This window comes from Exilispira thermophila, from assembly GCF_055389015.1.
Map to the genome: position 1 here is coordinate 736,390 of NZ_AP042476.1, position 26,251 is coordinate 762,640.

The window sequence follows — 26,251 nt, forward strand, 5'->3', positions numbered from 1 at the left end:
TTAAATTTTATATTTTTTAATTTTATTTTATTGATGATAATGCAAGTTTTATTGCAGCTTTTTTATCTATTAATGAAATAGAACCACATGATGAAAAAATATACTTTTTATCTATAAAAACCTTTGCTTTTGTTGTTGGATATAGATTTTTATATACTTCTTCAATTCTAATTGATTTTAATATCTCTTTCCCCTTTTCTAAACGTGTTAATGCTCCTCCTGTTCCTATTATATTTGAAATAGCTGTTAAATCTTTTCCTTTAATAAATCTTTTTTGACCTTCTGGAGTGAATACTTTTATGATTTTTCCAGCATGCCTTTCTAATGCAGTTTTAACAGCTTTATCAGTTAATTCTATTGATAAATAAATTTCTTCTTTTTTTCCTGGTAATGGTTTCAAATAAACTAGATCAACATCTATATTATCATTTTCTAAATATTTTTTTACATTTTTAGCATTAACATATACTCCAAGATCCCCTTCAACAGTTCTTTTAATTTTGGGTTCAGGATCTAATAACATTTTTCTAAAAAGTGTAGCCCCTTCAGTAACAGAATGCACATCAGTAGTTGCACCGCCAACATCAAATACCAGAATATCTCCTATTTCATCATATAAAAGTTCAGTTATTTTTAAAACCGAAAATGGAGTTGGTAAAATTTCTTTTTTTACTTTTTCTTTTAAGGAATCCATCCCTTTTGCATGAATAATATGCTCTGAAAATATCTTTTGAATTTTGTATCTAGTAGGTTCAATATTAAATTCATCTATAGATGGATATACATTTGGTACAATTTCCAATAGATAATTGGTATTTTTAAAAATCTCTTTAATATCATCTTCTAATACTTTATTTCCTGCAAAAATTAAGGGAATATTTAAGTTTAGAGAAGCTAGTTTTTCAGCATTTTCAAGAACAACTTTTTGTTCTCCATAATCAACTCCACCAGCAAATAAGATAATGTTTGGATTAGCATCTGATATTTTTCTTAAATCAGTTTTAGTTAGAGGACCTGCTGTAATATATTTTAAAACTGCACCAGCTCCAAGTGCAGCTTCTTTTGCTGCTCTAGCTGTCATATCCCATGTTAATCCAGTTGCAACCATTTTTAATCCACCAGCTGCAGATGAGTTAGCTAGAATTTCTCCAAAATTGATTTTTTTTGTTCCTAAATTATCTTTTAAATTATTTATAGCTTTTTCTACACCAATATTAACATCAGAATCGACAGTTGTTAAATCAATACCCTGTCCAAGATGAATTGGGTTATCTGTACCTATTTTATCAAATGCATTAACTTTAGTAATTGTAGATCCCACTTCAATAACCAATACATCAAAATTCATAAAAATCCTTTTATTAGTTTTTTTAGTTTTTTTTATTTAACGTGAAAAAAATAAATTATCAATAAAAATAAATTATAAATATTGTTAATAAGTATAAAAAATAATAACATAATTTAAAATTGAACTTGTTAAGTTATTAAAAATAATACATGTTCTTTGTGTTTAAAGAAAATCATTTTTAAGATATTTGTATTTAAGTAATTTAAATATTAAAAATATCTTTTATAATTAAAATATAAGTGTTAATAAAATAATTGTTTAAAAAAATGTAGGTTATGTCATTAATAGTGTATAAATTAGTTATAAAATAATATCAAATAATAATGCTATAAATAAAAGTTTGTAAAAGAGTAAACAATTTGCTTAAAGCTAATCAAATAATTGTGTTTGTAAATAAAAATATTTTATAATAATTTTAATTATACAAAATTTTTAAAAGATTTATTTTATAAGTTCTTTTTACTAAAATACTTTAATTAAAAAATTAAATTGATTTTTAAGTATAAATGATTTTTTTAATTTTTATTTATGATTGTATTTTTCAGAATATTTAATTATCAAAAATTATAAAAATTTGGAGGTTATATGACTGAGATTAGAATGAGTAAAAGGGATAAAACAACTTTATTTTTATTAATTTTTATGTCAGTTTTTCTTTATGCTGATCAAAGAATTATGTCTGCTATTTTACCTGAATTAGCATCAGAATATAAAGTTTCTGATGTTGTTTTAGGATATATTGGTTCAGCTTTTACTTTAGTAGGCGCTTTTATGAGTATACTTTTTGGTTTTTTTTCTGATAAAACTTCCAGAAAAAAATTATTAGTTTTAACAGTTTTAATTGGTGAAATTCCATGTTTTTTAACTGGAATCAGATTTTTTACTCAAAATATATATAGTTTTACTATTTTAAGAATTTTAACCGGTATTGGTATTGGTGGAATATACCCTATTTCATTTTCTCTTCTTTCAGATTATTTTAAAGAAGAACACAGAGCAACTGCTGCAGCTTGGTTAGGAGTAGCATGGAGTATAGGAATGTTGGTGGGACCTTCTTTGGCTGGTTATCTAACAAATAGTTATGGATGGAGAATGTCTTTTATTCTTGCTGCAACTCCTAATTTTCCTTTAGTATTAATATTTGCATTTTATGCTAAAGATCCAAAAAGAGGTCAAACAGAAGAAGAACTACAAAAGCTTTTCAAAAAAGGAATTGAATATAATCCTAGAATATCATTTAAAGACCTTAAAATTATTTTTTCAAATAAGACTAATATTCTTACTTTTCTACAGGGTATATTTGGTACTATACCATGGGGTATTATAGGGTATTGGTTAATTTTATTTATGCAAAAAGTAAGAGGTCTTTCAAAAGAAATGGCTACTACAATATATTTATTATTAGGTATAGGTGCTACTATAGGAGCTATTGTTTTTGCTTATGTTGCTGAAAAACTTTATAAAAAAAGACCAAAATATATGCCATTATTATGTGGAATTGGTGTATTAATAGGAATAATACCTGCTTTTCTTGTTTTAAATATACCAATTAATATTGTAAATGGCACAGAAATAATAAAATTTTATATTTTATCATTTATTGCTGGTTTTTTAGTTGCTGTTCCATCAGCAAATGTAAAAGCAATTTTAATGAATGTTAACAGGCCTGAACAAAGAGGTTCTGTTTTTGCAATATTTAATATAACAGATAATTTAGGGCAGGGTTTTGGGCCTGCATTAGGTGGATTATTAATGGGATTTGGATTTTTATTTACAATGAATTTTTCAATTTTTTGGTGGTTGCCATGTGGAATTATATTTTTGTTAGTTGCTTTAACTTTTGAAAAGGATCGAGAAAAACTTAAAAAATATTTAAGAGAAAGGTCAGAAATTGTAAATAGTAAAATATAATGCTGCTGGTTAATTAAATAAGAAATAGATTAATAAAAACAATTAAATTTAAGTATTAATAAAAATAATTAACCTTAAGTATTTTAAAATAAATAATTTGTAATAAAAAAAATAAAAATTTATAAAAAGAAATTAAAAAAGGACTGTCTTCGCATTAAAAGGCAGTCCTCTTTTTTATTCTTATTTTTTGAAATAAAGTTAATAATTTATTTAGCCCAACCTCTTAATTTTACATTATCAGCTACTCTTTTAATAGCTATCATATATGCTGCGTCTCTCATATATTCATTCTTTTCTTTAGAAACTTTATAAACATTATGAAATGCTTTAGTCATTATTTTATCTAATTTTTCCAATACTTCTTCTTTTGACCAGTAGAAACTTGTATTATCCTGTACCTGTTCAAAATATGATACAGTAACACCACCAGCATTACATAAGAAATCAGGAATAATTAAAATTCCTCTTTTTTTAATTACTTCATCAGCTTCTGGAGTTGTTGGTCCATTAGCTGCTTCAGCAATTATTTTTACAGTATCCTGTATTTTATTAACATTGTCTTCTCTTATCATATTTTCTGCTGCAGCAGGAATTAAAAGATCAACTTTTTGTTCAATCCATACATCACCATCAAGAATTTCATAACCTTTTGATTTTGCTTTTTCTTTATCTATAGTTCCAAATTTATCTACAATAGACATTAAGAAATCAACATCAATACCATTATCACTTTTAAATGTAAAAGATTTTTTTTCATGATAATCCCAGCAAGAAATAGCTACAACTTTTCCACCTAATTTTGTGTACAATTGAGCAGCATATTGTCCTACATTACCAAAACCTTGAATAGAAGCAGTTGTTTTAGAAATATCAATTCCTAAATTTTTCATAGCTTCTCTTACAGTAAAAATAACACCATAACCAGTTGCTTCAGTTCTACCAGCAGAACCGAATGCTTCAGTTGGTTTTCCTGTAATCATTCCTGGTTTTCTCTGTCTTGTAATTGTTTCATATTCATCCATCATCCAAACCATCATTTGAGGATTTGTTAAGACATCTGGAGCAGGAACATCAATATCATGACCAATAAGATCTGCAAATTCTCTAATATATCCCCTGCATAATCTTTCTTGTTCCCCTTCACTCATGATTCTAGGATCAGCAATAACACCCCCTTTTCCTCCACCTAAAGGTATATCTACAACAGCTGTTTTCCAAGCCATCCACATAGCTAAAGCTTTTACAGTATCTAGAGTTTCATCAGGATGAAATCTAATACCACCTTTTGCAGGTCCTCTAGCTGTAGAATGTCTTACTCTGAATCCTTTAAATACTTTTGTTTCCCCATTATCCATTTTTACAGGGATAGTAACCTCAGTTACTCTTGTAGGTTCTCTTAAAAGAGATCTAACACTTTGTGGTAAGTTAAGTTTTTCAGCAACAGCATCAAATTGTCTTTGAGCCATTTTAAAAGGGTTAAAGTTTTTATTGTTAGACATTTAGGTACCTCCACCTAATAATATTTATGACTCATTTAATCATGTAACAAAAAAGTGTCAAGAAAATAATAAAATTAAGTTAAATTTAAGAAGTAATTAAATAAATTAATTTTTTATATAGGAATTTTCTACTACTCTATTGTAATAGATATTCAAGAATTATAATTTGATCCCCACTTTCATCAGCAATATAAATAAAGTTACTATGAATGTAAAAAAAGCTGCCTCAATTCTGAGGCAGCTCAATTTTAAAATTCTATAATTTGATAGTATTTTTATAAGAAATAGTATTTAAAAATACTAAACAAAAAACTTCTACATATTAGAAATTATATAGCTTTTTTGTTTTTATACCAATCCCTGATCAATCATTGCATCAGCAACTTTTTTAAATCCTGCAATATTTGCACCCATTAAATAATTACCAGGGAAACCATAAGCTTCAGAAGCTTCAACACATTTTGTATGAATTCCAACCATGATATCTTTTAATCTTTTATCTACTTCTTCTCTTGTCCAGTTTAATCGTAAACTATTCTGTGACATTTCCAGACCAGATACAGCAACACCACCAGCATTAGCAGCTTTAGCAGGTGCGAATAAAACTTTATTATTTAAGAATACATCTATTGCTTCTAAAGTAGAAGGCATATTAGCACCTTCACCAACACAAATTACTCCATTTTTAACTAATTCTTTAGCATCGCTTTCATCAAGTTCATTTTGAGTAGCACAAGGTAAAGCAATATCAAATTTACCAAGTTTCCATGGTCTTCCTTTTTCAACATATTTTACTTTGAATTTTTCAGCATATTCTTTGATTCTTCCTCTTCGATTATTTTTAAGATCCATTACAAATTCCCATTTTTCCTGATTTAAACCATCTTCATCATAAATAACACCACTTGAATCTGATAAAGTTAAAACTTTTCCACCTAATTCCATAACTTTTTGTGCTGCATATTGCGCAACATTACCAGAACCTGAAATTGCAACTTTTTTACCTTCTAAAGATTCACCTTTTGATCTTAACATTTCTTCAACAAGATAAACAAGTCCGTATCCAGTTGCTTCTGGTCTAATTAAAGAACCTCCCCAATTTAGTCCTTTTCCAGTTAAAACACCTGTAAATTCATTTCTTAATTTTTTGTACATTCCAAATAAATAACCTATTTCTCTACCACCAACACCAATATCACCAGCTGGTACATCGGTATTTGGACCAATATGTCTAAACAATTCACTCATAAAACTCTGACAGAATTTCATTACTTCATTATCCGATTTCCCTTTAGGATCAAAATCTGAACCACCTTTACCTCCACCCATTGGAAGACCAGTTAATGAATTTTTAAAAATTTGTTCGAAACCTAAAAATTTTAAAATTCCTAAATTTACAGTTGGATGAAATCTTAACCCACCTTTGTATGGACCGATAGCACTATTGAATTCAACCCTGTAACCAACATTTATATGGATTTCGCCTTTATCATCCTGCCAGGGAACTCTAAACATAACTGTTCTTTCAGGTTCAACAATTCTTTCAAGTATTTTGTGTTCTCTGTATTTAGGTTCTTTGTTAACAACAGGTTCTAAGGATTTTAGAACTTCAGTAACAGCCTGCAGAAACTCTTTTTGCCAGGGGTATTTAGATTTTACTTTGTCAAGAACTTCCTGTACATAATTACTCATAATTTCCTCCTTTAATTTAATTTTTATCTTTTAGGATAAAAATTTTAATATATTTTTGTTTCTTCAAAAGAAGATAATATTGTTTCAAGATTCTTATTAATATAATTATTAAATATTTCTAATTTAGCTACAAACTGTTCAGCTTTTATACTATTAATTAAATTATTTATTAATTTTTCATTGATGGATGATTTTGAAATATTAAAAAAGTCATATGAAACAAAAGAATTTCTAAAAGGATTTAATTTTTTTATTTTAAGGTCGTTAGAAACAATGTGCCCATTAAAAGTAAAGAAGTGATCTATTGGAAATTTATTGTCAAAATATTCAAATCTTATAATATTATTAAAATTAAAAATTGATTGTATCTTTAAATTATTAATCTTTTCGTTAAATAGTATTATATTATTGTATTCAACTTGATTTAGAAAATCAGGATCTTGTTTTAGTATAAAATCTAACAAATATAAATAATTTGGGTATTTGTAAATTATTAAATGATTTTTAAATGAAGTAAGATTTTTAATAATTAAGTTATGAATAGATTCTTTTTTTCTATCTTTATTGTCTTTGATAATAAAATCTGAAATATTAGAAGGATTTAAAATTAAAAGTGAATCATTATAATTAAAACTATTAAAATCAATTTGTGAAATATCAATAAAATGCGCTTCTTTGTAATGCTTATGGTTTAATTCTTCTTTGTTTACATAAAAGTTGCAACCTTTTTTAAATAGATTATAATAAAATACTGCATTTTCATTATCACTAATTTTATCAAAAATTACAAAATTATTGAATTTATTGACAATTGATTTATCAGTGTTTAATAAATCAATATTATTTTGCACAAAAATATTTAATATATTGACATCTTTTATTATTTCAAAAGATAAAAATTTACTGTTTATAAAATATTTTTTTAGTGATTCATAATATTCAATGGGATAAAATGGATTTAAAAATAATAGATTTTTACTCTCTTTTATATCTTTAATTTTATTATTTATAGTTTCAGAAAAATAGTTTCCAGATTTTTTATCAAGATTAATTTTAGAATTAATATATTGATTTTCCCATGAAAATTTACCTATATAGCAAAGAGTTTTATCAGACACTACTTTTACAGGAAGCTCTCCTTTAAATTCAATATCTATATCACAAAGTTCGCCACATCCTGTACATACTGTTGAAACTTTTTCATTTTTAAAAGGACCCATTGGTAAAGATATTTGTTTTTCAGTTAATGCACCTACAGGGCATACAGATATACAATTACCACATGAAACACAATAGGTTTCATTTAATGGAATATTCCATTTTGTTGTTACTTTTGTTGTAAATCCTCTACCATAAAAACCCCAAATAGAAAGTCCAGTTATTTCTTTACAAACTTCAATACATTTTCCACAATTAATACATTTATTATGTTCCTTTAAAATATAAGGGTGTGAGTCATCATAAGGGATTTCTTTATGTTCACCAAAGAAAAGGGTTTTGTCAACATTGTATGTGTAAGAATATTCTCTCAACTTACATTCATTTACATCCTGGCAACCACATTCAAGACATCTATCAACTTCCCTTTCAAAATCATCTTCGGTAAAACCATAATTAAATTCTTTAAAACTATTTTTTCTTTTTTCTGGTTCCAGTTTATGAACCTGATTTCTTTCAATTTTTTCAAATCCTTGATAATCTTTTTCTGTTATATCTCTAAAATCATCTCTCCTGATATAAAATTTTAATCGATCTTCAGCTTTTGTTTCACCAGTTTTTAAATATTGATCAATTGAATAAGCTGCTTTTCTACCATGAGCAAGAGCTGTAACAACAATATCTGGACCAACAACACAATCTCCACCTGAAAATACACCCTTTATAGATGTTTCAAAAGTTTCAGGATTTACAATTATCCAGCCTTTTTTCTCTTTTTCAAATTCTTCTAAACCAGCAGTATCAATTTTTTGACCAATTGCTTCTATAACATAATCTGCATCTTCTATAAATTCAGAACCAACTACTGGTATAGGTCTTCTTCTTCCTGAATTATCAGGTTCCCCTAATTCCATTTTAATAAATTCTATTTTTTCTAAATTTCCATTACCTATATATCTTGTAGGATTTACCAATGTTCTGATTTCTATACCTTCTTCTTTAGCTTCTTCTATCTCTTCTTTATTAGCTGGCATTTCATGTTCAGTTCTTCTATATGCAATTATTACTTTTTTTGCTCCCAATCTTAAGCTTGTTCTAGCAGCATCTATAGCAGTATTACCTCCACCAATAACATATACGGTTCCAGTTAATTGATCATATTTGTTAAATTGAACATCTCTTAGAAAATCAACTGCAGAAATTACATTTTTTAAATGAGTTCCTTCAGTTTTTAAAGAAGATCCTTTTTGTGCACCTATTGCAATAAAAATTGCATCATACCCTTTATCAAAAAGATCTTTATATGTAAAATCTTTTCCAAAAGTTTTATTATAATATATATTAATTCCTAAGGAAAGTATAAGATTTATTTCTTTATCAAGTACATTTTTATCTAATCTATATGAAGGGATACCATATCTTAGCATACCACCTGGTTTTGGCATTCTTTCATAAATATCTACTTGATGTCCATTGATTCGTGAATAATAGGCACAGGAAAGTCCTGCAGGTCCAGAGCCAATAATTGCAATTTTTTTTCCTGTGTTTTTTTTCATTTCAGGTTTATAAGGGTTATCAGAAAAAATATCTTTATCAGCAATATACCTTTTAATATCATCAATTGCTACTGGTTTATCAATATAATTTCTTCTACATGCATCTTCACATGGTCTTGGACATACTCGACCAATTGTTACAGGCATTGGGATTGATTCTTTAATAAGTTTAATGGCTTCTTTAAACTGTTTTCTTTTACCTAAAGCTATATATCCTTGTACATCTACATTTGCAGGACAGGCTAATTTACATGGAGCATAACAATCAGCAAAATGATTTGAGAGTAAAAGTTCTAAATTTGATTTTCTTGTTTCTACAATCTCTTTTGAAGTTAATGTTACTTCAAGTCCATCAAAAATTTTAGTAGCACAGGTAGGTTGTAAAGATTTTGCATTTTTTAAATCTGCAATACATAAAAAACAGGAAGTTTGAGGATTTAAATTTTTATCTTCACATAAAGTTGGAATAAAAATATTGTTTCTTCTGGCAACATCAAGTATTGTTTCCCCTTCATAACCTGCATATTCTTTTCCATCAATTTTAAAATTTATTAGCTTTTTATTCATTTTATACTCCATTTTTTACATATTGAATTTTAGAATATAATTGTTTTATTTAATACCTGTTAAAATTTCAATAGCATCAAATTTACAAGCATTATAACATTGTCCACATTTAATACATTTTTGAGGATCAATTTCATGAGGTTTTCTAATTTGACCAGATATTGCATTTACAGGGCAAACTCTTGCACATAGTGTACATCCTGTGCACTTATCTGGTATAATTTTATATTCTAATAAATCTTTACAAACTTTCGCTCTACATTTATTTTCATTTATATGTTCAAGATATTCATCTTTGAAATATTTTATTGTTGTTAGAACAGGATTAGGTGCAGTTTGTCCTAAACCACATAAAGAAGATTTTTTAATTTTTGCTGCCAGATCAATTAACATATCGAGGTCTTCAATTTTTCCTTTTCCGCTTGTAATTCTTTCAAGTGTTTCAAGCATTCTTTTTGTTCCAATTCTACAAAATGTACATTTTCCACATGATTCATTTTGAGTGAAATTTAAAAAGTATCTTGCAACATCAACAATACAGGTCGATTCATCCATTACAATCATTCCACCAGAGCCCATTATTGCTCCTGTTTTAGTTAAATCTTCATAATCAACCTTTGTATCAATTAGAGATTCAGGTAAACATCCACCAGATGGACCACCCAACTGTACAGCTTTGAATTTTTTATCATCAACAATCCCACCACCTATATCAAAAATAATCTCTCTTAAAGTCGTACCCATTGGTACTTCAATAAGACCAGTATTTTTAATTTTTCCAGCTAAAGCAAATACTTTTGTCCCTTTTGAAGTTTCTGTACCAATAGATGCAAATTTATCTGCTCCATTTAAAATAATCCATGCTATATTTGCTAAAGTTTCAACATTATTAATATTTGTTGGCTTATTCCAGATTCCAGATTGAGCAGGAAAAGGAGGACGTTTACGAGGCATCCCTCTTTTTCCTTCTATTGAATGAATTAATGCAGTTTCTTCTCCACAAACAAAAGCACCTGCACCTTGTTTGAGTTTAATATCAAATGAAAAGTTTGTCCCTAATATATTTTTACCTAATAAATTTCTTTCTCTTGCTTGTTTTAATGCAATGTTAAGTCTTTTAATTGCTAAAGGGTATTCTGCTCTAACATATATATAACCTTGAGTAGCACCAATAGCATATGCTCCAATAATCATTCCTTGCAATTACTGAATGAGGATCACCTTCAAGAACAGATCTATCCATAAAAGCTCCAGGATCACCTTCATCCGCATTACAAACAAAATATTTTTCATCACTTTTTGTTTTAGCAGCAAAGGACCATTTCAAACCTGTTGGGAAGCCTGCTCCTCCTCTTCCTCTTAATCCTGATTTCTTTATCTCTTCAATAACTCCTTCAGGTTTCATTGAAGTCAATACTTTTTCTAAAGCTTTATATCCATCTCTTTGAATATATTCTTCAATATTCTCTGGATTTATTATTCCAGTATTTCTTAAAACAATTCTAACCTGTTTTTTGAAATCCAGTGGTTTTAAGATAGGTAAATTATCTTTTTTTATATAGTTTTCTATTATCTCTTCAGCTTTTTTTTCATCTACATGGGTAAAGGTATATTTAGTTCCATCAATTTCAATATCTACTAGAGGTTCAAGATAACATTTACCAATACAACCTACCTTTTCAAGTTTTACATTATCGATTTTGTTTTCATTTAAAAAGGAAGTTAGTTTATTATAAACTTTATCTGCTCCAGCAGAAATTCCACAGCTTGCTAAACCTACCTTTATTGTTTTCATCCTTTTTCCTTTAAAAGCTTTTTTGACTTTGTTGCTAATTAAATTATTTTTACTATTTAATATCTTATTAATTTAAAAATTTATTTTATTTATTTTTTTTCAGTCTCTTTGTATTGGTTTATAATCTGTTCAATTTTTTTATCATTTAATTTACCATATGTTTGATCATTAATCATCATTACTGGAGCTAAGGAGCAACAACCCAGGCATGCAACTTCTTCTAAAGTAAATAACCCATCTTCAGTAGTTTGATTGGTCTTGATATTTAATAATTCTTCAACTTTATCTTGAACTCTAACTGCTCCATTAATATGACACGCTGTACCATGACAAACTTTAATAATATATTTTCCAGGTTTATTTAATTTAAATTGGGTATAAAATGAAATAACACCTAATATATCTGTTTCTGGTATATTGATTTCATCTGATAGTATTTTAACTATATTATCATCAAAATAACCTATTTTTTCCTGTATTTCTTGCAATAGTGGAATTAAAATTCCTTTATCATTTTTATATTTTTTAGTTATTTCCAGAATTGTTGATTTTATATCCATATAATTTCCTATACTTTTTTTTTATTTAATATAACGATATATAATTGTCAAGAAATATTGATAAAATGTTAAGGTAAAAAACAAATCATAATAGGAATAAAATTAATTATAAAATATTATAAGCATATTATACTTAAAAAAATAAATCTAATGCCTAATAAAATAATAATAATGCTTAATTAATAATAAAAAAATAATTAATAAAAAAATTGTTTTATTTTAGCAAATATTGAGAAAATAAAATATTATGCATGATACTAATCGTAGCATGAGTAAATTAATAACTTAATATATTAAGATATTGATGAAGAATAACTTAATAATATTATGGTATATATTAATAATATTATTTTAATATATTTTAATAATAATTAACAAATATTTATAAAAATAATGAATGGAATATAATATTGATAATAGAATTTTTATTGAAAAAAAATGTTTAAATATTAAGCTAATTTTAAATCTGAATAATACATTAATTAATATATTTATAAAAATTAACTTTTTTTCTGTAATTTGTGTTAAAAAAACATAAACAAAAGAATACAAAAAAATAAATATAATTTTAATAAAATAATAAAATACAGTTAAATAAAAATATATACTACTTGAAATTAATTAAAAATATTAAGTTAAAAGAAGGAAAATATGGATAACAAAAAATTAACCCAGGATATGTCAAAAGTTGAAGTTAAAGGATTTGAGGCTAAACATTATGATTTTGTTATGAATTTGATTACTTTTGGAACATATTCAAGATTTATTAAAAATGCCATAAAAGATTTAAATGTTTTTAATGGTGCAATGGTTGCTGATTTTGGTTCAGGTACAGGTAAAAATGATAAATTAATTTTAAAATATTCAGGAGATAATACAAAAATATTGGGTTTTGACATTGGAAATGAAATGATTTCTAAATTCAGAAAACAATGTAATAGTAAAAATTTTTCCATTTTGAAAACTCTAATTGATAATGATTTTAAAAATATCGATTTTAAAAAAGTACCAATGTATGTGTATAAAGAAAGTGAAAAAAATTTATCAAAAATAGATTTAGAAGAAATTCTATCTAGAGGTAAAAATAATTATTTTGAAGAAATTGATGATTACTATATTGAAAAATCAAGGAATCTTTATTTTTTTAAAAATATTTTTAATGAGGAAAAAAATATAGATTTGTTCAATAAATTTGATTTTGTTTTTATTTCTTTTGTCTTACATGGATTTATCCAGGAAAAAAGAGAAACTATTATAAAAAATGCATATAATTTGCTTAAACCTGGAGGAAAATTTGCAATTCTGGATTATAACGAATTTGAAGTTGATAATGCATCTTTTATTCCGAGGTATGCAATAACTAAAATAGAATGCCCTCTAGCTGCTGATTTTGTAAAAAGAGATTGGAAAAAGATTCTATCAAATTTTATTTTTAAAGATTTTAAAGAAAATTTTTATTATAGAAAATATGTAAGATTGTTAGTTGCAACAAAAAAATAAGTTGTATTTTCCAGTTAATATAAATTATTAACTAATACAAATTATTAAATTGAAAAGTATTATAAAACGATAATCAAAAAAAAGTAAGATGTAATATGGATATTCAAAAGGTTAATCAATTTTTAAATCATTTATTGATGCTTCCAAATATTAAACAGGAACCTTTAGTTATTGCTGAATCGATTATTGTAAATTTTATAAAGGAAAATTATTCAAAATTATCAAAAACATTTAATTCACCTTCATTTTTTCCTGATGTTTCACCAAATGAGATTATAAAAGCATTATTTAATTTATTATATCAAAAAGTAGATAAAGAACTTAAACCATTTTTAAACAATATTATTGAAAAAGAAATCAATTTTGAATTTGTAAAGACCATAAATTCATCAATTAAACCTGATGAGTTTAAAAATAATTTTAAAACTTTTATAACAAATATTTTTACAGATATAAATGTAAGATTGAATTTTAAAAGTATTTATTATATTTTTAAAACAAAAGCAATTGATAAATATATTACAAAAGCAATTGAAAGAAAACAAGCAGTTTACAATGAGCTTTTTAGAATTCAAAAGATTCCACTAAAGAAAAATGAAGAAATTGTTAATTATTTAAAATTAATAACATTATTAAGTATTGGAGTTTATTTTAAAATTCCTTTATCTAATTCCAAACCTGTAAATATTATAGACTTTAAAACTTTAGAAAATAAAATTGAATTTGTAAATAAATTATTAAATTATCTAATTACAAATGATTTAAGTTTTAAAAAGGTCAATATTGATACACAATTACTAAAATCCTCTTTTTATTCTAACTTTCCAGAACAGGTTGTTTCAAAAAATGATGGGATTGCTAGAATAATATATATTTTTTTAATAAGGTATAAAGAATATAATCCTCATATAAAAGTTGATCGAGGTGCTGAAACTCCTGATAAAAGCTGGTATTCAATAGCTTTAAAAAATTATAAATTTATAGGAGCAAATCAAAATATTCTTAATGAATTTTATTTAATTGCTGGTGATAATATGTGGTAGAGGAGTTATTTTGTAATGAAATTAAACAAGTATTTTGAAAATTTCATACTTGTTTGTATTATCCTGGTTTTAATACAAACATTTTTAGAAGATTATTCATATATAAAATTTTGGAATCCATATTTAAGACGATGGATTTTAATTTCTGGATTTGTATTTGATTTAATTTTTTCAATTGAATTTATAATTAGAACCATAGTTGGAATAAAAAATAAATCTTTTTATAAATATTTTTTTTATGAAAGAGGATGGGTAGATTTTTTAAGTTCCTTACCACTATTATTGCTTAATTCTGGTCCATACATGTATTTTATATTAACAAATCAATTTTTATCAGCTGCTTCTATAGGAGTTTTAAATATTTTAAAAGTAGTAAAAGCAGTTAGAGTAGCTAGGGTTTTGCGATTAGTAAGAATCCTTAAAATTTTTAGAAAAATTCAAAATACAGAATCAATTATGGCTCAAAGACATATTGCAAAAATTATAACTATTGGAGTTTTCTCTATTATCACAATACTTTTTGTATTTTCATTTACTCCATTGAATAATTATAGCAATTTAATTTTAGAAAAGAAACAAGTTTATAAAGAATATATAAGAGTTTATGAAACTATTAAAAACAAAAATGTTAATTTAAACTCATTAAATGATTTTAAACTATTAAAAGAAATTTTTATAAATGATGATGATTTTATTAAAATTAAATATAATGACCAAATTGTTTTTGTAAATCCAAAAGCAAGGTATTATGATTTTCAAGATGTCGATTCATTTAATATTGGGAATTATAAAATAATGTATTCTTTATACAATATTAATGTGCTAAAAGCAGAAGAAACTATAAAATATTTTTTAATAATAATAACTTTAGTATTAGCTTATTTATTGATATATACAAGACATTTTGCACAAACTGTTTCAGATGTAATATTTATCCTTTTTAAAGGAATAAAACAAAAAGACTATTTTTTGGAAATTAAGATTCCAAAATATTATAAAGAAGATGAAATATTTAAATTTGCAGAATTTTATAATAATATTTATCTTCCTGCAAAACAGAAGCTTTATTTCAAAAAAAATAAAACAAAATCAAAAATTAATTTTGATGATATTTTCAATTTTAAAAATTAGTATAGTAATTTAATCATCATTATTAAAATAATATGAAAAAACTTTTTGAAATAACAAATTATAAAATTTTAAAACATTTTTTAAGATTTTATTTGCAATAAAAGGATGTTTTTTGCATAATTTTTCAAAGGAGTATCTACTAATTATAAGTAATTTAGTTTTTTCTTCAGTATATGCTGTAACAAATCTTGGAGCATCATCAATTAATCCAATCTCCCCTACTGCTTTGTTTTTTCCTATTTTTGAAAGGAGAACAGCTTTCCCTTCTTTATTAAATTTATATAATCCTACAACACCTTCTATAATAAAAAATGCTTTGTTAGATTTTTCTTCTTCTGTATATAAAGTTTCTCCTTTATCAACTATTTTATATTCTAAAAAAGGTGTTAGAAAGTGCAATTCTCTTGAATCAAGTTCATCAAAAAAACTATGGTTAATTAATGCTTCTAATATTTTAGATTTCATTATCTTTTTCCTTTTATTAAATTAATTACTTACTTTTTTAGCAAAATTTCAAAAATTAAAACAGTAGATTTAAGAATAATTATTATATTATTACATTAAAAAATTCTTACACAGAGAATTTTACTTGGATTGATTAAAAAAATTATTTGCTTTGAGCATAATTTACTATCTTTTACATACTTTAATATATATCATGGTTTTATTTTATTATTTTACATTTGATTATTTTTACTATACTTAATTATTATTACAGTTTTAGAATAAAACAAAACTTTTTTAAATTTTTATAATTTTATAAAAAATTAAAAAAAAGGGTTGTCTCTTATCTTATTAGATATCTTTCTTTTTATTGATAAAGATTACCTAAAAATCTAAAAAAGAGGCCATCCCTAAAGTTTCAGGATAGCCAATTTTTTTTAATTAATAATATAATTTAGTAGGTAGAATTAAAATCAAAATCTGATATGGTCAATTTATAAAATATTTATTTGTTTATGTTTAGAAATTATTGTTTCAACAAGTTTATCAAAATTTTTATAATCTTCATTGGTTGGTAATCCATATGAAAATACAGGATCTATAATTTCAGATTTCATATTTCCTAGAATAGATTTTAACTGATCTATACATTTTCCACCCCAACCCATTGAACCAACAATTGACAGAAATTTAGTTTTTGGTCTAAGTGCATTAACTAAAAATGCAGCATATACTGCTTTTGGATGTGCACCAGCTAAAACAAAAGGGGTTCCTATAATTACAGTTGCAGCATCAACTAGTTCCATAGCTATAAATCCTAAATCTGCATTTGATAGGTTAATTGGTACAACTTTTATATCGTTATTAATAAGTTTATTAGTTATGTAATTTACAATTATTTCAGTGCTTCCATGCATTGAAATGTATGGAATAACAACTTTATTATAAACTTTATCAGAAACCCATTCTTTATAAGCGTTTATGATAATTGATGGATTGTTATAAACAGGACCATGACTTGGAGCAATAAAACTGATTTCTTTTTTTTCAATTTTTGATATATCTGATTTTACGATATTTCTAAAAGGCATCATAATTTCAGCAAAGTATCTTTTAGCATCTTCCACTACTTTATGCTCATCCTCAACAAAAATAGAGCTTGTTGCTTTATGAGAACCAAAGAAATCACATGAAAATAATATTTTATCTTCTTTTAAATAAGTTGTCATAGTTTCAGGCCAATGTACCCATGGAGTTAAGATAAATTCTAAAGTTTTATCACCAAGGGAAATTGAATCATTGTCATTTACAATAATAAAAACATCATCTTTAAGATGTAGATGTGTTTTTAGAAGTTCTTTACATTTTTCATTTGTTACAACTTTTGCCATTGGATATTTTTCTAAAATATATGGAATTGAACCAGAATGATCCTGTTCCGCATGATTTGCAATAACATAGTCAATTTTTGATATACTTAGTTCTTCAAGATTTCTCTCTAATTCCCAGTATTTTACTGGATCAACAGTATCTATTAATGCTATTTTTTCACTACCTTTTACAATATATGAATTATAACTTGTTCCATCTGGTAAAGGTATTAGTTCATCAAAAAACTCTCTATCCCAATCAATTGCTCCAACATTATAAACATTATCAACAATTTTTCTTTCAGCCATATTTAGCTCCTTTTTTCATATTTTTTTTATTTTTTAACAAAAACTATTGAAATATTTGTAAATATTTCAAAATTGTAATTTAATTAATAATAATATACAATTTTTTTGAAAAATAATCAACTTTATTTAAAAGCTAGATTTAAAATATATTAAAATAATTTTTTCTTTTTTAATCTTTACTTTTATTAAATTATTTTTATTAAGCAAAAATTTGTCTTCAAATTTAAGAAATAGCCTATTTTTTCTTTTTCTAAAACATATTTTTAAATATAAAAAGCAATTTTTATATTTTTAGATAACCAATTTTTTAAAAATCTTATTTAATATTTATAAGCGATAAATAAAATTATGTTATATATGTTATATATTTTTTTACAATTTTTTTAATTAATAATTTTTTACTAATATTATAAATATGCTAAAATGCCTAGAATTCCATGAATTAATACAAATAAAATGGTAATTTTAGCCATTAAATAATGAATTTTCATTGAAATCCTGTGATTACCTCTTTTATTACTAAATCCTATATATGCTGTGAATAAAAGAAAAACTAAATTGATAATTCCTAGCCAGAAAATAAAAGGTTTTCCAATGATTTGAAAATATGAAATAGATGTTAACATTTTTTTCCTTTCTGTTCTTTAATAAAATTATAACAGTATATCAATGATTTTCAAATAAAGAATAGAAGAAATTAATTAATCTAAATTTTAAATGCATTTTTATTGTTAAATAATTAAATTAAAACCAAATCCTGAATCTATTAAAATTTGATTTGTTTTTTTTAATTGAAGAATACATAAATTAGAACAAGTTTGAAAAATTTAATTGATTATTATAATTAAATAAGTGCTTATTTTGAATATATCATTATTCAAGATTTGATAATAAAAATTCTAAACAAATTCCCGATATTTCAGATTCACCAGCATTCATTGCAAAGAAAAATCCTTTTTGTCTTCCCTCTTTATAGACTTCTAATCCATTTTCATACACATGATATGACATAATTTTATTAATTGGGATAGATACAGGTTTATTTCTAGGTAAAGGTTGTAAAAACAATCTTTTATTTGATAACAATAATAACCCTTTCGAAGTATCTACCAATCGATTTTCTCTTACTATGTGCCCTTTATGAGCTCCTATTCTATATCTTACCCCTTTTGCTATTCTAATACTAATTCCTTGTGACCCACCTTGATATCCTAAACTTACAGATCTTATTTCTTTTAAAACTGTAAATGATGCAAAATGAACAAGTTCTCCTCTTTTCAAAATAATATTTCCAAAATTTTCTTTAATTTCTTTATTTCGTAATTCAGAGGTAATATCAGGTAATTGATTATTTTCTTTTATATAAGAAACTATAATATATGGTCGAATTCTTTCTTCATATTTTATATCTTCATCAGACAGACCAAGATAATTTTGAATTTGACTTAATAATTCAATTTCATGACTGTCTAGCTCATGATCTTTTTCAAACTCATAGTAAATATAGTTGAAAAGTTCTAAATGTTTTTGTTTGTTATAATATTTTTTAATATTGTTAAATTTATTAGAATCGAATTCTTTTTTAGTAACTACTTCTTTTTGTAGTTCTTTAAATTGTTTTTGTAAATTAATTTTACACTCTTTACAAATATTATCAGAATAAAATATAGAAAGTTTTTTACCACAAATTTCACATTTTCTTGCCATTATTTTCCCCTACAAAATTAAATATTAAAAATAAAAAATTTGATATATTATGCCTTTTTATAAAAGGTTATATAAAAATAGTGTGCAAATTAGTTTTGTATTTATAGAATTATAATTAATTTCACCTCCTGATGAAATTTAAACTATAAATATTATTTAAACATTAAACAAGAATAAATATATAAAATCAATGTACAAAATTTTTCTTATTAATTTCAAAACTAATTATAACAGAATTGTTTAAAAGTAAAAACAATTTTTATAAAAAAATTGTTTTACAAAATCAATTATTGACTAAATAAAATAAATATAGTATAAACAAATTAGAAGTTATTGATAACAATTATCAATAAGCTGTTATAAGTTATAAAAAACAAATTTAAAGTAAAAAAGGCATATATTAAAATTTTCTATTTATTGATATTATAAACTTTATTTTTGTTATTATTAAATTTTAATATTAAAAAAATCATAATTATAGGAGGTTTAAATGAAATTTGGTAAATTTGAATCTAAAAATAATATTTTTATGGCTCCAATAAAAACAGCCTTAGCTTCTATGGGTGATGGATTTATAACAGAGAAACAAATTGAATATTATAAAAGAAAAGCAATTGGAAGAGTTGGAACAATTATTTTTGAACCAATTGCAGTTTTAAAAAGTGGAAAGGAACATCCTAAACAAACTATGTTAAATACTGATGCTCATATTGAAGGTTTAAAAAAGCTTGTTGAAACTGTTCATAAATATGGGACAAAACTTGTTGTGCACCTTAACCATGCTGGAAGAGCGGCAAATCCAAAAGCATCAGAAAAAGTTTTAGCTCCTTCTTCAGTAAAATGTCCTTCAACTGGAATAGTTCCAGAAGAGTTAACAGAAAAACAGATTAAAGAGATTTTAAATGCTTTTGTAGATAATGCTAAAAGAGCTCAAGCTGCAAATGCTGATGGTATTGAAATTCAATTTGGACATGGATATATTGTTAGTCAATTTTATCTTGAAAGGTTAAACAAAAGAGAAGATGTTTACGGTAAAGACAAATTTAAATTTGCTAAGGACTTGCTTGAAAAATTATCTAATGCAATAGATATCCCTATTTTTTTAAGAATTTCTGGAAGTGAATTTGTGGAAAATGGTGTTTCTAATAAACATTTAGTGGAAATTTTTAATCTTGCAAAACAATATGGAGTTTCTGTAATACATGTTGGATGGGGAAATGCCTGTGATAGTGCACAATGGTATTATAATCATATGTCACTTCCTTTAGATGTTATGGATAAAAAATTAGAAGAAATAAGAAAACTAACAGATTTATCTATAATTGCAGCTGGAAGAATGCATAAAGAAAAGAGGTATGAAACACTTATTAAAAATAGTATAATTAATGGGGTTGTTTTTGGAAGACAATTAATAGTTGATCCAGATTTTCCTGACAAAATTTTAAATAATAAAGGTAATCTAGTTCACTGTGGTAGTTGTTTACAGGGATGTCTTGCAAATGTAAAATCAGGAAAACCTATTGGTTGTATAGTTAATCCTGAAGTACAGGAAGAAATTAGATTTAATAAGAGTGGAAAGAAAAAAATTGCTATTATAGGAGGAGGTCCTGCAGGGTTATATTCAGCATTATATTTAACAAAAAAAGGTTATACCCCAATAATTTTTGAAAGAGAAAATTATTTAGGTGGTCAATGGGTTTTAGCTTATAAATCTCCTGGAAAAATATCAATGAAAGATCCTTTAGATGATATCATTAAAGAAGTTAAAGAAAAAGTGGAAATTAAATTAAATTTTCAAGTAGATGCAGAATATTTTAAAAACAATATTTTTGATGCAATTGTAGTAGCAACAGGTGCTAAACCATTTATTCCACCAATAAAAGGTTTAAATGACTATATAACTGGTTTTGATTTTTTTAACGGAATAAAAGTTAATGGTGAAAAGGTATTAATAATTGGTGGTGGATTGATTGGATTGGAAGTAGCAGAAGAATTAGTAAATGAAAATAAAAAAGTTACTGTTGTTGAAATGTTAGAACAAATTGGTAGAGGAATGGAAGTAGTAGCTTCAAAAATGTTTTTAAAACTCTATGCTCCAAAAATAAATATTCATGTTAAAACAATTGTTAAAGAGATAAAAGGAAAAGAAGTAATTGTAGAAAAAGAAGGTAAAGAACTTTCATTGGGTGAATTTGATACTATTGTTGTTACAGCTGGGACAAAATCTAACAATAAGTTATATGAAGAATTGAGAAAAGAATTTAACAATGTTTATTTAGTCGGAGATGCCAATAAAATTGGACAAATAATGGATGCTACGATTTCAGCATTGGAATTAGCAAAACAGTTATAATCTTGATAATCTTTTAATTTGTAATAATTTAATAAAAAGAGATTTTAATATTTCTAAATTTAGCTATAGTTAATTTATAATTTTATTTTTCTATAATTTATTTATAATTTTTTTAAAATTTATTAATTAAAAATTTAGTTTAAGGACACTTTATGAAATATCAATATACTGAAAAATTTTTATTTGAAATCCCAAAAACTGATCTCCATGTTCATCTTGATGGTTCCCTTAGAATTCCCACTTTAATTGACCTTGCAAAAAAATACAAAGTTGAATTACCTTCTTATACTGAATCTGGTCTTCAAGAATTTGTATTTAAAAAACAATATAAAGATTTAGCTGAATATCTTGAAGGATTTAAGTATACTGTAGCTGTTATGCAAACTGAAGATGCTTTAGAAAGAATAGCTTATGAATTTGCTGAAGATGCTTTTAGTGAAAATGTGTTTTATTTTGAAATAAGATTTGCTCCACAATTACATATAAATTCACAACTTGATTATGAAAGAATCTTACTTGCTGTTAATAGAGGATTAAAAAGGGCAAAAGATAAATTTAATTCAAAAATTGAAGTAAAAAATGGAGAAATCCCTTTCTATAATTATGGTATTATTGTATGTGCTATGCGTATGTTTAATCAATATTATTCTGAATACTACAGAAAACTTTTTGATGTTCATAATTATTCAACTGAAAAAGAGATATTTCGATATGCATCCTTAGAACTAGCAAAAGCAGCTGTTGAAATTAGAAATAAACATAATATTCCTATAGTTGGATTTGATTTAGCAGGTCAGGAAAATGGATACCCTCCTGAAAATCATAAAGATGCTTATGACTATTGTCATAAAAATTTTATGAAAAAAACTGTACATGCTGGTGAAGCTTATGGTCCCGAATCAATTTTTCAAGCAATAACTTATCTTCATGCAGATAGAATCGGACATGGATTCCATCTTTTTCATCCTGAAAAGATTCAGGATCCTGGAATTAAAGATAGAGAAAATTATACAAAAAGTCTTGCAAATTATATAGCTGATAATAGAATAACACTTGAGGTTTGTCTCACAAGTAATCTTCAAACTCATCCAGATGTAAAATCTTTAAAAAATCATACTTTTAAACAGATGATTGAAAATGATATTTCTGTTACCCTTAATACTGATAATAGATTAATGTCTTATACATCAATGACAAATGAACTGAAAATAGCAACTCAAAATTTTGAAATAACTCCAAAAAAATTGAAAGATATTATTGTATATGGTTTTAAGAGAAGTTTCTATCCAGATAATTACAAAACTAAAAGGAAGTATATAAGAACAATTATAAACTATTATGATAAAATTTATAATAAATACTATAATCAAAAAAATAAAAATTAGAAAAATAAAATTTTACAATAGCAAAAATATCAAATAAGAGTATATAAAAGTATTATAAAATAGTTAAAATTAAAATGTTTTAAAAATTTATCTTAATTTAATATAAAGATAATGCTTATAACATAACAACATATATTTTTATTTTTTATAAAACGATAAACTCTGTTATTATTAAAAATTTAAGAAAGTTATATTTTTTAATAAATTAAACAATTTTACTCAATATATAGTTTATAAGGTATATTTTTTATAAAATCTTTAATCCTTGAATTAAATTGTTCATAATTTACAGCAAATAAAGGAGATATTTCAAGAGTAAATTTTTCCTTATTTTTTATATCGTTTTCATAAGTTTTTGTATGATTTGAAATTGTAAAACCGGATTTTATAAACCAATTTAAGAAAAAATTTGAAATACCTTTTTTGCATGTCTCAATTGAATCTTCTCCAGTTTTATTTTTCAAGGGGGCAAATTCAAGTTCTCGAAATGTTTCGTAAAAAAGGGTATTTTTAGCAAGTGGAATGGTATCAAAAATAAATTGTTCAAATTTAATTCCATTAGGGTTTTCAGGAATGATAGTAGTATTTTTTTCTTTATCAAAATATGGAATTTTTTTTCTGGCAATATGAAAAGGTAAAACTAAAGTTCCAGATGATATTTTTTCAATGAAAGACAGATTAAAAATATGAATAGCAATATTTCCATAACCAAATAACAGATTTCTAGATTTATCAACTTTTTTAGCCAACTCATCTGGTAAATCACTATATTCAATAATTCCCGGTTTACCATCAATTTTCCCAGCTACACCAACCTTTTCTTTCCAATCTCTTTTCTTAATTACTTTTGTAGAAACTTCAGATTCCCTTTTGATATGAAGTCCAATAAAAAGTGGATCTGCAATATTTGTTAAAGGATTATCAACTTGAAAATAAGAGATATATTTAATTCTTCTTTTTTTTAAAATTTCAATTAATCCATTTTGTTTTAATGCTGCAATAGTTCCACCATGTCCATCAGGTGCGAAAAATAACTCTGTTTTTGTTTTTAATATCAAATTTCCTTTAAAATCAATTGCAGGTAAACTACCCTGTTTAAAAATAAATACATTATCTTTTTTTAAATTAAAATAATTATTAGATTCTATGTATTCAAATGTTTCATTATAATTTGAATCAGATGTCATTATTAAAAATGTTGGATTAAAATTGTAATATTTTGAGATAGCTAAAATTTTTTCAAAATGGATATTAAAAAGTGTTTTCTTTGTAATGGGTGCAATTGGGAACATACCTTTGGGATGGTTAAACCCTAACCTTGTTCCCTGCCCTCCAGCAACAACTAAAAAAGCAACTTCTTGATTTTCTAATGCATTTTCGCCAATTGATTTCAATTCATCATAGTCAGGACTATTTTGTTCAATATGTTTTATAATCTCAACAGGTTCAATATTCAATTCTTTAGCAGGTTGTTTACTGAAAAAAAATTTATTAACAATATTTTTAAAATAATTTTCTATATTAAATTTGTTAAGACTTTTATTAATAAGTATTTTTTCTTTTTCAGATAACTTATCAATATGTTCAATTAGTTCTAATTGATTAAATTTTTTTAAAATAACAATAATTTCATCTAAAGATTTATCATAATTATAATCAATATTTTTAAAAATTTTCTGCATAAACTAAACCTCATATTTTTTTTATTAGTATAATGATATTTATTTTTTTTCAAATAGATGTTTTTAGATAAACTATTATAAAATTAAAAATAAATTATAAGTTATAATAAATGATAACTTATTTAAAACAAATTCTCTTTTAGTTGCAATTAATTATAACATTTAATAATGCTAGTGGTAATTTTTTCCTTATGTAATGTTTTGTAATTAATGTAAATCAAGTATAATAGCATTAAAAATAGATATTTTCTATTGATCGAATTTCTTTTAGACCATCATTTCCAATTCGTTTTCTGAAATATGCTAAATCACTGGGATCGCAAGGTTTTTTCCATTGGAAAACTTCCATTCCACTAAAAAATTGCCAATATGGATTTTCAATCCATTTAGATACAACTTCTTCATCAGTTAAATTGTACAAGTTTTTTAATAAAATTAATGAAATCATTAACCTGATTGGTTTTGCAGGTCTACCATAATTTTTGTAAAATATCTGAAATTTTAGTTCCAATTCATCCCATGGTAGTTTTTTACTTAATATATATATATAATTTTTAGGATTTAGTTGTTTTTCAAGTTCTGGAAAAAATAGATTATATTTTTCTTTATTTTTATTCTTTTTTATCATAAATAAAATAAATGTGCCTTCTTTTATAACATATAGATTTTTTTCTATTTCACTTGCTAATTTCACAAATAATTTAAATTAGTAGTAAAGATTTTGATAATATTTAAGAAATAAATAAAAGTCTATTTAATTTTTATTTAATTTTTCTATATATTTTTGATGATATTCTTCAGCTTTATAAAATTTTTCTGCTTTTCTTATATCAGTTTTTATCGTATCTTTATAAATATTGTCTGAATTAAGTTTTTTAATATATTCTAAAGCAATTTCTTTTTGATTGTCATTATGATAAAATATGGCCGAAGAATATTGTTCTCCTATATCAAACCCCTGTCGTTTATATTGTGTAGGATCATGTATTTTAAAAAATATCTCTAATAAATTTTCATATGAAATAATATTTCGATTAAATTTTATTTTAACTACTTCTATATATCCAGTTTTCCCAGAACACACAATATCATAAGTAGGATCTTTAATTTTTCCACCCATATACCCTACTTCAGTTTCAATTACACCTTCTATTTGATCAAACTTATATTGTGTGCTCCAGAAACAACCGGCTCCAAAAGTTGCTATTCTAACATTTTCTTTCATAATAATAGATTACAAT

At 24.7% G+C, this 26,251-nt stretch carries 20 protein-coding genes; 6 read left to right on the forward strand and 14 right to left on the reverse strand.

Going from position 1 to position 26,251, the window contains the following annotated elements:
• Window positions 1-22: 22 nt before the first annotated feature.
• Window positions 23-1,348 carry a glutamate mutase L gene (locus ACZ5EC_RS03150; protein ID WP_464303513.1) on the reverse strand — a complete coding sequence of 442 codons (1,326 nt, stop codon included), beginning with the start codon at window positions 1,346-1,348 and terminating at the stop codon, window positions 23-25.
• 585 nt (window positions 1,349-1,933) lie between these two features.
• Here ACZ5EC_RS03150 and ACZ5EC_RS03155 point away from each other — a divergent pair.
• Window positions 1,934-3,259 carry an MFS transporter gene (locus ACZ5EC_RS03155; protein ID WP_464303514.1) on the forward strand — a complete coding sequence of 442 codons (1,326 nt, stop codon included), beginning with the start codon at window positions 1,934-1,936 and terminating at the stop codon, window positions 3,257-3,259.
• Between the two features lie 206 nt (window positions 3,260-3,465).
• Here the strand turns inward: ACZ5EC_RS03155 and ACZ5EC_RS03160 are convergent, their stop codons facing one another.
• From ACZ5EC_RS03160 to nuoE, 6 genes are all read right to left on the reverse strand, one after another.
• Entirely contained in the window at window positions 3,466-4,758 is a 1,293-nt protein-coding gene (locus ACZ5EC_RS03160; protein ID WP_464303515.1) for a Glu/Leu/Phe/Val family dehydrogenase, read from the reverse strand.
• Between the two features lie 348 nt (window positions 4,759-5,106).
• Window positions 5,107-6,450: an NADP-specific glutamate dehydrogenase gene (gene gdhA / locus ACZ5EC_RS03165; RefSeq protein WP_464303516.1), complete on the reverse strand. Its 1,344-nt coding sequence runs from the start codon at window positions 6,448-6,450 to the stop codon at window positions 5,107-5,109.
• Window positions 6,451-6,494: 44 nt separating this feature from the next.
• Window positions 6,495-9,731 carry an FAD-dependent oxidoreductase gene (locus tag ACZ5EC_RS03170; protein WP_464303517.1) on the reverse strand — a complete coding sequence of 1,079 codons (3,237 nt, stop codon included), beginning with the start codon at window positions 9,729-9,731 and terminating at the stop codon, window positions 6,495-6,497.
• Between the two features lie 45 nt (window positions 9,732-9,776).
• Window positions 9,777-10,925 carry an NADH-ubiquinone oxidoreductase-F iron-sulfur binding region domain-containing protein gene (locus tag ACZ5EC_RS03175; RefSeq protein ID WP_464304149.1) on the reverse strand — a complete coding sequence of 383 codons (1,149 nt, stop codon included), beginning with the start codon at window positions 10,923-10,925 and terminating at the stop codon, window positions 9,777-9,779.
• The gene (locus tag ACZ5EC_RS03180) at window positions 10,873-11,526 is read right to left on the reverse strand and encodes a (2Fe-2S) ferredoxin domain-containing protein (RefSeq protein ID WP_464303518.1); all 654 of its coding nucleotides are present in this window, start codon (window positions 11,524-11,526) and stop codon (window positions 10,873-10,875) included. Before ACZ5EC_RS03180 ends, ACZ5EC_RS03175 begins: the two co-directional genes overlap by 53 nt.
• A gap of 89 nt (window positions 11,527-11,615) precedes the next feature.
• A complete protein-coding gene (nuoE, locus tag ACZ5EC_RS03185) occupies window positions 11,616-12,086 on the reverse strand; it encodes an NADH-quinone oxidoreductase subunit NuoE (RefSeq protein WP_464303519.1) in 471 nt (156 codons plus the stop codon).
• Between the two features lie 651 nt (window positions 12,087-12,737).
• Here nuoE and ACZ5EC_RS03190 point away from each other — a divergent pair.
• From ACZ5EC_RS03190 to ACZ5EC_RS03200, 3 genes are all read left to right on the forward strand, one after another.
• Window positions 12,738-13,586: a class I SAM-dependent methyltransferase gene (locus tag ACZ5EC_RS03190; protein ID WP_464303520.1), complete on the forward strand. Its 849-nt coding sequence runs from the start codon at window positions 12,738-12,740 to the stop codon at window positions 13,584-13,586.
• Between the two features lie 95 nt (window positions 13,587-13,681).
• The gene (locus ACZ5EC_RS03195; RefSeq protein WP_464303521.1) at window positions 13,682-14,629 is read left to right on the forward strand and encodes a hypothetical protein; all 948 of its coding nucleotides are present in this window, start codon (window positions 13,682-13,684) and stop codon (window positions 14,627-14,629) included.
• A 15-nt stretch (window positions 14,630-14,644) separates the two neighbouring features.
• On the forward strand, window positions 14,645-15,760 hold the full coding sequence (locus tag ACZ5EC_RS03200; protein ID WP_464303522.1) for an ion transporter: 1,116 nt from the start codon (window positions 14,645-14,647) through the stop codon (window positions 15,758-15,760).
• 9 nt (window positions 15,761-15,769) lie between these two features.
• On the opposite strand, the gene ACZ5EC_RS03205 is transcribed toward ACZ5EC_RS03200, so the two are convergent.
• From ACZ5EC_RS03205 to ACZ5EC_RS03220, 4 genes are all read right to left on the reverse strand, one after another.
• A complete protein-coding gene (locus tag ACZ5EC_RS03205) occupies window positions 15,770-16,225 on the reverse strand; it encodes a Crp/Fnr family transcriptional regulator (protein WP_464303523.1) in 456 nt (151 codons plus the stop codon).
• A gap of 473 nt (window positions 16,226-16,698) precedes the next feature.
• Entirely contained in the window at window positions 16,699-17,883 is a 1,185-nt protein-coding gene (locus ACZ5EC_RS03210) for an FprA family A-type flavoprotein (RefSeq protein WP_464303524.1), read from the reverse strand.
• Window positions 17,884-18,290: 407 nt separating this feature from the next.
• A complete protein-coding gene (locus tag ACZ5EC_RS03215; RefSeq protein WP_464303525.1) occupies window positions 18,291-18,509 on the reverse strand; it encodes a hypothetical protein in 219 nt (72 codons plus the stop codon).
• 247 nt (window positions 18,510-18,756) lie between these two features.
• Complete coding sequence (locus ACZ5EC_RS03220) at window positions 18,757-19,590, reverse strand: hypothetical protein (protein WP_464303526.1); 834 nt, start codon at window positions 19,588-19,590, stop codon at window positions 18,757-18,759.
• A gap of 490 nt (window positions 19,591-20,080) precedes the next feature.
• Here ACZ5EC_RS03220 and ACZ5EC_RS03225 point away from each other — a divergent pair, with 490 nt between their 5' ends.
• Complete coding sequence (locus ACZ5EC_RS03225; protein ID WP_464303527.1) at window positions 20,081-21,943, forward strand: NAD(P)/FAD-dependent oxidoreductase; 1,863 nt, start codon at window positions 20,081-20,083, stop codon at window positions 21,941-21,943.
• 152 nt (window positions 21,944-22,095) lie between these two features.
• A complete protein-coding gene (locus ACZ5EC_RS03230; RefSeq protein WP_464303528.1) occupies window positions 22,096-23,328 on the forward strand; it encodes an adenosine deaminase family protein in 1,233 nt (410 codons plus the stop codon).
• Between the two features lie 215 nt (window positions 23,329-23,543).
• Here ACZ5EC_RS03230 and ACZ5EC_RS03235 read toward each other — a convergent pair whose 3' ends face one another.
• The 3 genes from ACZ5EC_RS03235 to msrA all read right to left on the reverse strand — a co-directional run bounded on the left by ACZ5EC_RS03235 (window position 23,544) and on the right by msrA (window position 26,235).
• Window positions 23,544-25,010, reverse strand: a complete 1,467-nt coding sequence (locus ACZ5EC_RS03235; protein WP_464303529.1) for a UTP--glucose-1-phosphate uridylyltransferase — start codon at window positions 25,008-25,010, stop codon at window positions 23,544-23,546.
• Window positions 25,011-25,242: 232 nt separating this feature from the next.
• Window positions 25,243-25,704 (reverse strand): transposase, encoded by a 462-nt coding sequence (locus tag ACZ5EC_RS03240; RefSeq protein WP_464303530.1) that lies wholly within the window; start codon window positions 25,702-25,704, stop codon window positions 25,243-25,245.
• Window positions 25,705-25,764: 60 nt separating this feature from the next.
• Window positions 25,765-26,235 carry a peptide-methionine (S)-S-oxide reductase MsrA gene (gene msrA / locus ACZ5EC_RS03245; protein ID WP_464303531.1) on the reverse strand — a complete coding sequence of 157 codons (471 nt, stop codon included), beginning with the start codon at window positions 26,233-26,235 and terminating at the stop codon, window positions 25,765-25,767.
• Between the last annotated feature and the right edge of the window lie 16 nt (window positions 26,236-26,251).

Excerpts from the sequence above, each read along its gene's own strand:
- ACZ5EC_RS03230 (WP_464303528.1), top strand. The coding sequence starts at position 22,096 with ATGAAATATCAATATACTGAAAAATTTTTATTTGAAATCCCAAAAACT.
- ACZ5EC_RS03190 (WP_464303520.1), top strand. The coding sequence starts at position 12,738 with ATGGATAACAAAAAATTAACCCAGGATATGTCAAAAGTTGAAGTTAAA.
- msrA (WP_464303531.1), bottom strand. The coding sequence starts at position 26,235 with ATGAAAGAAAATGTTAGAATAGCAACTTTTGGAGCCGGTTGTTTCTGG.
- ACZ5EC_RS03220 (WP_464303526.1), bottom strand. The coding sequence starts at position 19,590 with ATGGCAAGAAAATGTGAAATTTGTGGTAAAAAACTTTCTATATTTTAT.
- ACZ5EC_RS03170 (WP_464303517.1), bottom strand. The coding sequence starts at position 9,731 with ATGAATAAAAAGCTAATAAATTTTAAAATTGATGGAAAAGAATATGCA.
- ACZ5EC_RS03205 (WP_464303523.1), bottom strand. The coding sequence starts at position 16,225 with ATGAAATCTAAAATATTAGAAGCATTAATTAACCATAGTTTTTTTGAT.
- gdhA (WP_464303516.1), bottom strand. The coding sequence starts at position 6,450 with ATGAGTAATTATGTACAGGAAGTTCTTGACAAAGTAAAATCTAAATAC.
- ACZ5EC_RS03195 (WP_464303521.1), top strand. The coding sequence starts at position 13,682 with ATGGATATTCAAAAGGTTAATCAATTTTTAAATCATTTATTGATGCTT.
- ACZ5EC_RS03150 (WP_464303513.1), bottom strand. The coding sequence starts at position 1,348 with ATGAATTTTGATGTATTGGTTATTGAAGTGGGATCTACAATTACTAAA.
- ACZ5EC_RS03225 (WP_464303527.1), top strand. The coding sequence starts at position 20,081 with ATGAAATTTGGTAAATTTGAATCTAAAAATAATATTTTTATGGCTCCA.
- ACZ5EC_RS03175 (WP_464304149.1), bottom strand. The coding sequence starts at position 10,925 with ATGATTATTGGAGCATATGCTATTGGTGCTACTCAAGGTTATATATAT.
- ACZ5EC_RS03235 (WP_464303529.1), bottom strand. The coding sequence starts at position 25,010 with ATGCAGAAAATTTTTAAAAATATTGATTATAATTATGATAAATCTTTA.
- ACZ5EC_RS03215 (WP_464303525.1), bottom strand. The coding sequence starts at position 18,509 with ATGTTAACATCTATTTCATATTTTCAAATCATTGGAAAACCTTTTATT.
- ACZ5EC_RS03160 (WP_464303515.1), bottom strand. The coding sequence starts at position 4,758 with ATGTCTAACAATAAAAACTTTAACCCTTTTAAAATGGCTCAAAGACAA.
- ACZ5EC_RS03180 (WP_464303518.1), bottom strand. The coding sequence starts at position 11,526 with ATGAAAACAATAAAGGTAGGTTTAGCAAGCTGTGGAATTTCTGCTGGA.
- ACZ5EC_RS03210 (WP_464303524.1), bottom strand. The coding sequence starts at position 17,883 with ATGGCTGAAAGAAAAATTGTTGATAATGTTTATAATGTTGGAGCAATT.
- ACZ5EC_RS03200 (WP_464303522.1), top strand. The coding sequence starts at position 14,645 with ATGAAATTAAACAAGTATTTTGAAAATTTCATACTTGTTTGTATTATC.
- ACZ5EC_RS03155 (WP_464303514.1), top strand. The coding sequence starts at position 1,934 with ATGACTGAGATTAGAATGAGTAAAAGGGATAAAACAACTTTATTTTTA.
- nuoE (WP_464303519.1), bottom strand. The coding sequence starts at position 12,086 with ATGGATATAAAATCAACAATTCTGGAAATAACTAAAAAATATAAAAAT.